Annotated in this window: 8 protein-coding genes, 2 tRNA genes and 1 pseudogene; 4 read left to right on the forward strand and 7 right to left on the reverse strand. The window is 62.5% G+C overall.

What is annotated here, in order from left to right; translation table 11 throughout:
- A partial coding sequence (hisS, locus tag AC1DSN_RS12385) for a histidine--tRNA ligase (protein ID WP_477330906.1) occupies positions 1-1,363 on the reverse strand: 1,363 nt, incomplete at its 3' end.
- Positions 1,364-1,533: 170 nt separating this feature from the next.
- Between hisS and AC1DSN_RS12390 the strand changes: the two genes are divergently transcribed.
- Both AC1DSN_RS12390 and AC1DSN_RS12395 read left to right on the forward strand, forming a co-directional pair.
- Positions 1,534-1,610 (forward strand) — tRNA-Pro (locus tag AC1DSN_RS12390).
- Between the two features lie 186 nt (positions 1,611-1,796).
- Positions 1,797-2,921 (forward strand): serine hydrolase domain-containing protein, encoded by a 1,125-nt coding sequence (locus AC1DSN_RS12395; protein WP_477330908.1) that lies wholly within the window; start codon positions 1,797-1,799, stop codon positions 2,919-2,921.
- A 210-nt stretch (positions 2,922-3,131) separates the two neighbouring features.
- Here the strand turns inward: AC1DSN_RS12395 and AC1DSN_RS12400 are convergent.
- The 6 genes from AC1DSN_RS12400 to AC1DSN_RS12425 all read right to left on the reverse strand — a co-directional run bounded on the left by AC1DSN_RS12400 (position 3,132) and on the right by AC1DSN_RS12425 (position 8,650).
- Positions 3,132-3,224 (reverse strand) — tRNA-Ser (locus AC1DSN_RS12400).
- 76 nt (positions 3,225-3,300) lie between these two features.
- Positions 3,301-3,504, reverse strand: a complete 204-nt coding sequence (gene csrA / locus AC1DSN_RS12405; protein ID WP_046966111.1) for a carbon storage regulator CsrA — start codon at positions 3,502-3,504, stop codon at positions 3,301-3,303.
- Positions 3,505-3,803: 299 nt separating this feature from the next.
- On the reverse strand, positions 3,804-6,437 hold the full coding sequence (alaS, locus tag AC1DSN_RS12410; RefSeq protein ID WP_063570711.1) for an alanine--tRNA ligase: 2,634 nt from the start codon (positions 6,435-6,437) through the stop codon (positions 3,804-3,806).
- 71 nt (positions 6,438-6,508) lie between these two features.
- Positions 6,509-7,015, reverse strand: coding sequence for a regulatory protein RecX (locus AC1DSN_RS12415; RefSeq protein WP_477330910.1), 507 nt, complete (start codon positions 7,013-7,015; stop codon positions 6,509-6,511).
- The gene (gene recA / locus AC1DSN_RS12420) at positions 7,002-8,042 is read right to left on the reverse strand and encodes a recombinase RecA (protein WP_063570725.1); all 1,041 of its coding nucleotides are present in this window, start codon (positions 8,040-8,042) and stop codon (positions 7,002-7,004) included. Before recA ends, AC1DSN_RS12415 begins: the two co-directional genes overlap by 14 nt.
- 98 nt (positions 8,043-8,140) lie before the next feature.
- Positions 8,141-8,650 (reverse strand): CinA family protein, encoded by a 510-nt coding sequence (locus tag AC1DSN_RS12425; protein ID WP_213947933.1) that lies wholly within the window; start codon positions 8,648-8,650, stop codon positions 8,141-8,143.
- A gap of 1,037 nt (positions 8,651-9,687) precedes the next feature.
- On the opposite strand from AC1DSN_RS12425, the pseudogene AC1DSN_RS12430 reads away from it, so the two are divergent.
- Together AC1DSN_RS12430 and AC1DSN_RS12435 are read left to right on the forward strand one after the other, a co-directional pair.
- Positions 9,688-10,149 (forward strand): annotated as a pseudogene (locus AC1DSN_RS12430) (hypothetical protein); the annotation flags it as partial.
- Between the two features lie 117 nt (positions 10,150-10,266).
- The coding region (locus tag AC1DSN_RS12435; protein WP_477330912.1) for a VirB8 family type IV secretion system protein at positions 10,267-10,845 on the forward strand (579 nt) is incomplete at its 3' end.

Below are 10,845 nucleotides of genomic sequence, written 5' to 3' on the forward strand. Positions count from 1 at the left end.
GGGCCAGTTCGACGCGCAGGGTCTTGACCAGCTCCGTGCGGGCGACTTCAAACTGGTCTTCGCGGCGAAGGTCTTTCACCGTGACGACACCCTTGGCGATCTCGTCTTCGCCCAGGACGATGACGAAGCGGATACCCGCGCGGTCGGCGTACTTGAACTGCTTGCCCAGCTTGCTGCCTTCGAGGACGACTTCGGTGGCGATGCCGGCGTTACGCAGTTCGGTGGCGAGTGTCAGGTAGGCCGGCAACTGGGCGGCGTCCATCTGGGTGACCAGCACGTCTACCGTGCTCTGCGCGGTCGAAATCAGGCCCGCGTCGCGCAACTGCCAATACAGGCGCGTCAATCCGATCGAGATACCCACGCCCGGCAGGTGTGACTTGGTGTACTGACCGGCGAGATTCTCGTAACGGCCGCCCGAGCAGATCGAGCCGATGCCCGGATGATCGTTGAGCGTCGTCTCGTAAACCGTACCCGTGTAGTAATCGAGGCCGCGGGCAATGGAAAGGTTCAGCGCAAAATGTGTTTCCGGGACATCGAAGTCGCGGATCATCGCCAGAACTTCCTTCAGCTCGGCCCGACCCTGCTCGAAGGTTTCCGAACCGGTGCCCAAGGCATCGAGCTTGGCGAAGGCATCGTCCACGGACGTCGAACGCACCTGGACGAACGCGAGGATCTTGTCTGCCACCTCCGCGGACAGGCCAAAGGCCTCACCGGTGAGCGTCTCGCGCACGTAGTCGGCGCCGCGCTTGTCGAGCTTGTCCACTTCGCGCAGCACCAGCATCTGCTGCTCGGCGTCGCTGACACCGAGGTTCTCGAAATAGCCGCGCATGAGCTTGCGGTTATTGAGCTGGATGGTGAACGCGCCGATGTTGAGCTCGCGGAACACGCTGTAGATCACCGCCGGAATTTCAGCGTCGTAACGCACCGACAGCGAATCCTTGCCGATCACATCGATGTCGCACTGATAGAACTCACGGAAGCGACCGCGCTGCGCACGCTCGCCGCGGTAGACGCGCTGCATCTGGTAACGGCGGAACGGGAAGCTGAGATCGTGTTCGTGCTCGGCGACATAACGCGCCAGCGGCACGGTCAGGTCGAAACGCAGCGCCAGTTCGGGCACACCACCCTTCTCCGCCGCGCCGAGGGCACCGGTCGACTGGACGAAATACACCTGGCGCTCGGTCTCACCGCCGCTCTTGGTCAGCAGCACGTCGCTATGCTCGATCACCGGCGTCTCGATCGGCAGGAAGCCGAATCGCTCGTAGTTACGGCGAATCGTGTCCAGCATGCGCTGGAAGGCGATCTGGTCGAGCGGAAGAAGCTCGAGGACACCAGGCATGGTGCGGGCCGGGGTGAGTGCCATGCAATTCCTCTTCGGACAGGCTATACGGAGGCCGCCACGCGGCAGCCGCATAGATTAGCAGATGGCCGCCGGCCGCCCCGCGCTCATGGCGCCCTGTCAGGCATTTGTAAAAAAGATGCGACGACCTGTTGCGAATCGACAGGGTCATGGCTAATATACGCGGCTCCCGTCGGGGTGTAGCTCAGCCTGGTAGAGCGCTACGTTCGGGACGTAGAAGTCGCAGGTTCGAATCCTGTCTCCCCGACCAATATTCGAAGAAATCAGGCCCTGAAAACCGCGTCAAGCGAGCTTTCAGGGCCTTTTTCTTTGGGCCACTCGCCCATGTGCCGAAAGTACGGAGGCCCACCGGCACGTACGCCCTCGTCACTACCCTCCTACGATGCATTCCGTCATTCATCGGAGCGGGGGCGCCATGGTCAGGAACTTCATAGGCATGTTGATGACCTTCGCGCTCTGGCATGCGCAGGTGGCGCACGCGGGCACCTCCATGGCGATGCAGGTCGATGACGTTGTGGCGAAGGACATGGCCGCACGGCACACGCCTGGCGCCTCCGTCGCCGTGATCAAGGACGGCAAGGTGGTGCTTGAGAAGAGCTACGGCGTTGCCAGCGTTGAACTGAACGTACCCGCCACGAACGCGACCCTGTATCCGCTTGCGTCCACGACCAAGGAGTTCACTGGCGTAGCGATCATGACGCTGGTGGAGCAGGGAAAAATCTCGCTGGACGACTCGGTCAGGAAGTATCTTCCCGAGCTCCCTGCCTCATGGGCTCCCGTAACGATCCGCCATTGCCTTTCCCACACATCCGGCCTTCCGGACAATGTGGCGGACGACACCGTCAACGTACTTCCACTGGCCGGGACCCGTGCTGATCTGATGGCATTGCTTGCGACCAGGCCGGTCAAAGCGCCGGGCGCATCCATGGCCTACAACCAGACGGGATTCATGCTGCTCGGGGAGATCATTGCGCGTGTCAGTAGCATGCCTTATGAGAGCTACATCAACGACCGTCTTCTGAAACCGCTCGGCATCACCGGCCTGCAGTGGGGTGATACGTGGACGCTTATTCCGGGTCGTGCCTCCCTGTACACCGCGCTGCAGCCTACGGCCGACCACTCGAAGCTTCAGCTCGATGCGAAGGGCGCACCGGTCATGTCGACCGACGGCATCCATCCCTTCGGCTCGAAGATCGCCACGGAGTGGTTGATGCCCGCAGCAGGGCTGAGCGGCAACATCGAGGCCATGTCCACGTGGGAGAACGCGCTCTGGACCGGAAAGGTGATCAAGCCCGCAAGCCTCGCCCTGATGGCGAAGCCGTACGTGATGAGCGACGGTAAAACGGGCGACTTCGGCCTTGCCCTCATGCACGACAGCCAGCAGGGTCACGTCACGGTGCACACCGGTGGGGGCGCCGCCGTCTGGATCACCACGATTCCCGATCAAAACCTGACCGTGATCGTGCTGACGAACCTGCAGGCCTCCCAGCCTTACAAGCTGGTTGCCGGCATTCTGGACGTATACCTGGCCACCCCTCCCAAACTTAAGAACGATTCATAAACCCAGTAGTATAGTAATTCCCATGGCAGCCGTGAGGCGCCTGGTCCCAAGCATCACCGGCGGTTCCCCTGCTGCCTTTGCATCGACGGATATTCCCTGAAAAGCCCGCGGATCCCCTCCGTGGGCTTTTTCTTTTGCTGCATGCCGAACGCGTCGCTACGTTTCTCGCGGGCACAAAAAAGCCCTGTAAAAACAGGGCTTTTTGCAAACTGGCGGAGAGTGAGGGATTCGAACCCTCGATAAGGCTTTTGACCCTATACTCCCTTAGCAGGGGAGCCCCTTCGGCCACTCGGGCAACTCTCCGTGAACGTTCGTCGTTGAGGAACGTGCCTTAACGAGCGGGCAAGGATACTGTTCCTTGCTTCAGCCGTAAAGAGCTTTACTGGTCCTGGTCGTCCCCGGTGTGGCCGGCAGGATCGTTCTCGTTCTTGATGCGCTGGTAAATCTCTTCGCGGTGGACCGCGACGTTTTTCGGTGCATTGATACCGATGCGCACCTGGTTACCTTTGACACCCAGAACAGTGACGGTCACCTCGTCGCCGATCATTAGGGTTTCACCGACCCGGCGGGTCAGAATCAGCATGATTGATACTCCATAAAATCAGGTATTGGCTTCCCCACCAACGACAACTCACCCCGAGTGCTTGCCGTCAATGGTTGACGTTTCGACCATCGAAGGCCGAGCTGCCTTCCCCGGCTCTAGTTGTGTGTGTCGCTGACCAGCTGTCCTGCCATTTCGATCCAGCGGATCGATGCCGAACAGTGCATTCGGCATTCGGATCATACTAGCCGAGCCAAACCAGCGGGCGCAACGCACGGAGCCATAAAACGCATGGCGGAGAGCCTTTACGGCACGCCGCCGTTCACGCTGGCCGGTTTCGTTCAGTGCAACCGGGCCTCGATCCAGCCTGGGATGCCCGCAAGGATCTGCGGAAGCGCCGGCGAGTCCACGCCGCCGCCCTGCGCCATGTCTGGACGTCCGCCGCCCTTGCCGTCGATTCGTGAGGCCACTTCGGCCACCAGATCACCCGCCTTTACGCGACCAAGCGCCGCACCGCCTACGCCCGCGACCAGCGAAACGCGGCCGTCCAGCGCGCCTGCGAGGATGATGGCGCAATCGCCGAGCTGTTGCTTGAGGACATCGACGCTGTCGCGCAGCGACTTGGCGTCGAGACCTTCAAGACGCGCAGCCACGACTCTGATACCGGCAACGTCGACGGCTGAGGTCGCAAGATCCGCCGATGCTGAACTGGCGGCCTTCGCCTTGAACGATTCGATCTCGCGCTCGAGCTTTTTCTGCTTGTCGAACATCTGGCGAAGCTTCTCGACGACATCGTCGCCGGTCGCTGCGAGCAGGCCGGACACTTCGCCCAGGACGCGCTCTTCCTCAGCGACCCGCGCGAGCGCACCCGCACCCGTGACCGCCTCGATACGGCGCACGCCGGCGGCGACGCCGGACTCCGAGACGATCTTGAACAGGCCGATATCACCCGTGCGCGACACATGCGTGCCGCCGCACAGTTCGGTGGAGAAATCACCCATCTTCAGCACGCGAACCTCGGCGCCGTACTTCTCGCCAAAGAGCGCCATCGCACCGAACTCGATCGCTTCGTCGTAGCCCATGTTATGGACTTCGGCCTGGTCGTTATGACGGACCTCGTCGTTGACCATGCGCTCGATCAGTGCGAGCTCTTCCGCCGTGACCGGCTTGAAGTGCGAGAAGTCGAAGCGCAGGCGCTCAGGCGCCACCAGCGAGCCCTTCTGCGACACATGATCGCCCAGCACCGTGCGCAGCGCGGCGTGCAGCAGATGCGTCGCGGAGTGATTGAGAACCGTGGCCTGGCGCTGTGACGCGTCCACCGATGCACCCACCACATCGCCCTTGGCGAGCGGCGCCGAACCCTGCCAGCTGCCGAAGTGCGCGAAGAACGCACCGCCGACCTTCTGGGTGTCCTGCACCGCGAGGGCGCCCGACGGATTGCGAATCATGCCGGTGTCACCCACCTGGCCACCAGACTCCGCGTAGAACGGCGTACGGTCGAGCAGGAGGAAGGCCTCCTCGCCATCGGCGAGCCGATCGACAGCCTTGCCATCACGCACGATGGCGACCACCTTCGCGTCGGTCAGTTCGAGCGAGTCGTAACCGGTGAAGAGGGTCGGCGACACGGCGCTTGCGACATCAGCCGGCAACTGGGCCTTGCTGCCGAAGTTGCTGGCTGCACGGGCACGCGCGCGCTGCTCGCTCATGGACTGCTCGAAGCCGTCCATATCCACACTCATGCCGCGTTCGCGGGCGATGTCGGCCGTGAGGTCGACCGGGAAACCATAGGTGTCGTACAGACGGAACGCGTCGGCACCCGGAATGATCTGGCCCGACTTCGCCGCGACGTCGTCGAACAGGCGCATGCCGTGCTCGAGCGTCTCGCCGAAACGCTCTTCCTCGGTTTTCAGCGCCTGCTCCACGAAGCTTTGCTTCTTCGCGATTTCCGGATAGGCATCGCCCATCTCGGCGACCAGCGGCGCGACCATCTTCCAGAAGAAGTCGCCGCGCACGCCGAGCATCCAGCCATGGCGCAGCGCGCGACGGATGATGCGACGGAGCACATACCCACGCCCCTCGTTCGACGGCAGCACGCCATCGACGATGAGAAACGAACAGGCACGAATGTGATCGGCGATGACGCGCAGCGACTTGTTCGCCATATCCGCCGTGCCGGTCAGCCGCGAGGCCTCAGCAATGAGGTGGGCGAACAGGTCGATCTCGTAGTTGGAATGCACGTGCTGGAGCACGGCAGCCAGGCGCTCAAGGCCCATGCCGGTGTCGACGCAAGGCGCCGGAAGCGGCGACAGCGTGCCGTCCGGAGCGCGGTCGAACTGCATGAACACCAGGTTCCAGATCTCGATGTAGCGATCACCATCTTCGTCGGGCGAACCCGGCGGACCGCCCGCCACGTCGGGACCATGATCGAAGAAGATCTCCGTGCACGGGCCGCAGGGGCCGGTATCGGCCATCTGCCAGAAGTTGTCGGAAGCGAACGGCGCGCCCTTGTTGTCGCCGATGCGGACGATACGGTCCGCCGGGACGCCGACCTCCTTGTTCCAGATGTCGAAGGCTTCGTCGTCCGTGTGATACACGGTCACCCACAGGCGCTCGGCCGGCAGTTTGTAAACCCCGGTGAGCAGTTCCCAGGCGTAACGGATGGCATCGCGCTTGAAATAGTCGCCGAACGACCAGTTGCCCAGCATCTCGAAGAAGGTGTGATGGCGGGCGGTGTAGCCCACGGCATCGAGGTCGTTGTGCTTGCCGCCCGCGCGCAGGCAGCGCTGGACGTCGGCCGCACGAACGTAACCCGGCTTTTCGCTGCCGAGGAAGACGTTCTTGAAGGGGACCATGCCCGAGTTGGTAAACAACAGGGTGGGATCGTTCGACGGCACCAGCGATGCCGACGGCACGATGGTGTGGTCCTTGGAACGGAAGAAGTCGAGGAAGGTCGAACGGATTTCGGCGGTTTTCATGAGCTATCGTGGCTTGGGAGCTGCGAGACATGTCGCGGAGACGCTCCGTCCAGAATCAAGGCTCGCTGCCTTCAATCGTCGTCGGTGTCTTCCGCATCGGCGTGGGTTAGAACACGTACTGTGGCGGCGGCGAAGCCTCGACGCAAGAGGAATTGCGCCCGTCGCACCCGTTCCGCCGGGTCGGCGGAGGGCCCACCGTAACGACGACGAAGCTGACTGGAGGCCAGATCCTGCCAATCCACGTCGGCGGACTCGATCAGCTGGCGGATCACGGCGTCGGCAATGCCCTGACTGCGCAGTTCCGCGCGGATGCGGGCGGGACCGTAGCCCTGGGCTATCCGGCTACGCATGAGCGACGCGGCGAAGCGGTCGTCATCCTGGTAGCCCTGATCGCCGAGCCGGGCAACCGCGTCCGTGGTCTCCTCACGAGCAAAACCGCCGCGATCAAGCTTCTGCTTGAGTTCGCGGCGGGAGTGCTCGCGCCGGGCCAGCAGGCCGAGCGCCTTGTCGTAGGCGGTGCGGGTGGGGCGATCGGCCGTGCCGTCGCCCTGCCCCGTGCCTTTATCAGACTTCCTCAAGCTCGTCGGCCTCGGTCGAGGCTTCGGCCTTCGGACCCGCCTTCACCAGCAGACGCGAACGCAACTCGGCGTCCACTTCATTGGCCATGGCCGGGTTGTCGCGCAGGAACTGACGGACATTCTCCTTACCCTGGCCAATGCGCTCGCCCTTGTAGCTGTACCAGGCGCCCGACTTGTCGATCAGATTCTCGCGCACGCCCAGCTCGATGATCTCGCCTTCACGCGAGGTGCCTTCGCCGTAGAGGATCTCGAACTCGGCCTGACGGAACGGCGGCGCTACCTTGTTCTTCACGACCTTGACGCGGGTCTCGGAACCGATGACTTCATCACCCTTCTTGACCGCACCAATACGGCGGATGTCGAGACGGACCGAGGCGTAGAACTTCAGCGCGTTACCACCAGTGGTGGTTTCCGGGCTGCCGAACATCACGCCGATCTTCATGCGGATCTGGTTGATGAAGATGACCAGGCAGTTGGTCTTCTTGATGTTGGCGGTGAGCTTGCGCAGCGCCTGGCTCATCAGACGGGCGTGCAGGCCGACGTGGGAGTCGCCCATTTCGCCTTCGATTTCCGCCTTGGGGGTGAGCGCGGCGACCGAGTCGATCACGACCATGTCCACGGCGCCGGAGCGCACCAGCATATCGGCGATCTCGAGGGCCTGCTCACCGGTGTCCGGCTGGCTGACCAGCAGGTCGGCCACGTTCACGCCGAGCTTTTCGGCGTAGCTCGGGTCCAGCGCGTGCTCGGCGTCGACGAAGGCCGCCGTGCCGCCGGCGCGCTGGCAGGATGCGATGGCCTGAAGGGTCAGCGTGGTCTTACCCGAGGATTCCGGACCGTAGATTTCGACAACGCGACCGCGCGGCAGGCCGCCGATACCGAGAGCGATATCCAGGCCGAGCGAACCGGTCGAGACCGTGTCGATCGTATCGTCGGCGCGATCGCCAAGACGCATGACGGCACCCTTGCCGAACTGCTTTTCAATCTGGCCGAGGGCACTCGCCAGCGCCTTGCGCTTATTGTCGTCCATCGTCATATCCGGGTCTCGTGTGTAGATAAGTATCTTGCCCGACCGTGGTCTCAGGGACTGCGATCCGCAATCGCCAAGTGTGCCACAGGCGGCCCGGCTCAGCCCCTGAGCTCGGAGGTCATTCCAGCAAGTGCGCGAGCCACCGTCTGTCGGCGGACGGCCTCGCGATCGCCCGAAAAGTGGAAGAGTTCGGCGCGGGCGTACCCGCCCCGGCGCTTCCAGCCAATCCATACCGTCCCTACCGGCTTATCGGGCGTCCCACCGGACGGCCCCGCGATACCGGTGACCGCCACGGCGACGCCTGCGCCGTACCGGGCCAGCGCGCCGGAAACCATCTCCAGCACCGTCTCCTCGCTGACCGCGCCGGTCCGCTCAAGGGTTCGCGGGTTCACCCCGAGCAGGGACTCCTTTGCGCTGTAGCTATACGTGACGACCCCCGCCTCGAACCACGCCGAGCTTCCGGCCAGGTCGGTGAGCGTCTTGGCGATCCAGCCACCGGTGCACGACTCGGCCGTCGCAACCATCACCCGCCGCTCCTGGGCGGCGGTGGCGACGTCCTGGGCCAACGCCATGAGGTCAGCGTCGGAGGGGATGGTGGGCGAATCCATGGGCGGGTCCTGTAGGGAAAGGGAGAGGTTCTACTCCCGGGGCTTTGCGATGTCGATCCGACGACAGAGACGGCCGAGGAATTTTGAGAAAACTTCTATGGCGTCCTGCGTTGTTGCGACGGTGTCATGCCGCTATTATGACAACCATAACGTGACGTCTTTTCGCTTCCATAAGTTGCCATTACTCCACCCGAAGATCGCTCCGTAAGGTTCGCCTCGAAAGGACGCGGGCGAGACCGTGCGTGTCAGGGGAAGCGCACCTACAGCGCGCCAAGGGCGAGAGCCACTCATCGGTCGTGGTTCGTTCAGTCACCATTTGATCGCTCGAGCCTTTCCGCTCGCAGCGACGCTCGACCGCGGCCCGTAACACACTGAAAACATCGACGTGTCGCACGCCTGACACGAAAAAACGACAACTTATGGAAAGCGGATGTCCGGGACAAATGGTTGCAACGGCAACATTCACGAGCCTTACACATTTCCGGCAATTCGGTGCGCCAATGCACACTTGTGCAGTGACGCGCGTCGCGCCAGAAGGCGTTTCACGCATGTTACATGCCAGAAATGTGTGACAAAGGCCTCAAAAACACACACATAGGCCACTGGTCAGAAATTTCTTGTTGCGTTATGTTTACGTCGCGGACAGGGATCCGCCAAAAGGGGTGGGGATACACGGTCGGTAAGACGCAACTATAAGTGGGCGATGATCTTATCGCTCCTGAGGCGCGCGACCATTCTTCGCTGGCACGTTATGCAAGGGCGCAAATGCGCTCGTACAGGATGTTGTATGGATGATTTGCATGTCGCTCGGGGCCGGTTGGCCCGCCGTTCCAGTCAGTTCACGGGGTCTGAGAAGGCACCCGCGTTTTTCGGATTAATCCGATTTTCAACGCGGGTGAAAGCCTCCATTCTGGTCGGCTTTCCCCAGCAAGGGCCTGTCGCCCCTGCTCACTTCGTAGCGATGTAAACGCTTCCCCGGCTTCGCCTTCGGCGATGAGCCGCGACGTCTGCTGCCTACGTTTTCACTTTGCCTTTCGATGACTTACGAGCCAAGCGTGAATAGAACCCTGAACCCCATCGCCCTCGGCCTTGTTTCCGCACTCGCCATGCTCCTTTCCGCCTGCGGTACGCCCGCGGCGAAGGACTTCGGCGGCCGCTGGAAGCCGGTCAACAAATACGACGACAAAGTGGTCGAGATCCCGCTTGCCCTGCCTTACACGTACTACGCGGCGCCGATGGACGGCACCCTGAAGACGATGTTGACGCGGTGGACGAAAGACACCGGCCTGAAGCTCGCCTATCGCCTCCGTTCCGACTTCAGTCTCACGCGCGCCGCATCGGGCATTCACACCACGGAGCTGCGTGACGCCACGGCACAGCTGAGCACGATCTACGGCGCGCAAGGTGTGGCCGTGACCGTCAGTGGGTCGGAACTGGTCGTCGAGGAAGTGAGCGCCAGCACCACGCCCGCGGCGCCTGTCGCGCCGGGCGCCAAGGTCTCTGCCGCACAAGCTCCCGCTGCAACCGAACCCACACCTGCCGCCGCTCCCGCGAACGACGAACACGTCGCCGCGAATGCGGACGCCAAGTAAGCGACGACAGGACAGGCCAACCCCATGCTCAATAAGAAAAGTTCGCCGAAGATCGACCAGGCCGTCGCTCACAGCGTCAGCTTCGAAGTCACCCTTGCCGATATAGCCAAGCGAAACGAAAAGCGCGCCTGGATCGTCGCGATTTGCGCACTCGCCGTCTCGGTGATGCTCGGCGCGTGCATTTTGTACATGATGCCGCTGAAGGAAAAAGTGCCGTATCTCATCCTCGCCGATGCGTACTCGGGAACGAGTTCCTTGTCCCGCGTCACCGACGATGTCGTGAATCGCCAGATCACCTCGAGCGAGGCCGTCAACCGCAGCAATGTCGCTCACTTCGTGCTCGCTCGCGAAGCCTATGACCTTGCTCTGACGAATCTACGCGACTGGCCGACGGTCCTGACGATGGCTGCGCCCGATGTCGCGCAGGCCTACATGAATCTGCACGCCGCCAACAACGAGCAGAGCCCGTACAAGGTCTACGGTAAGAGCCGGGCGATCCGGGTGAAGATTCTCAGCATCTCGCTGATCGGCGGTGAGAACGGCCAGACACCGAAAGGCGCGACGGTGCGTTTCCAGCGCAACGTGTTCGACAAGGTGAATGGG

It is taken from the genome of Luteibacter sp. P4_D7_3 (assembly GCF_056401735.1).

Excerpts from the sequence above, each read along its gene's own strand:
- AC1DSN_RS12395 (WP_477330908.1), top strand. The coding sequence starts at position 1,797 with ATGTTGATGACCTTCGCGCTCTGGCATGCGCAGGTGGCGCACGCGGGC.
- csrA (WP_046966111.1), bottom strand. The coding sequence starts at position 3,504 with ATGCTGATTCTGACCCGCCGGGTCGGTGAAACCCTAATGATCGGCGAC.
- alaS (WP_063570711.1), bottom strand. The coding sequence starts at position 6,437 with ATGAAAACCGCCGAAATCCGTTCGACCTTCCTCGACTTCTTCCGTTCC.
- AC1DSN_RS12425 (WP_213947933.1), bottom strand. The coding sequence starts at position 8,650 with ATGGATTCGCCCACCATCCCCTCCGACGCTGACCTCATGGCGTTGGCC.
- recA (WP_063570725.1), bottom strand. The coding sequence starts at position 8,042 with ATGGACGACAATAAGCGCAAGGCGCTGGCGAGTGCCCTCGGCCAGATT.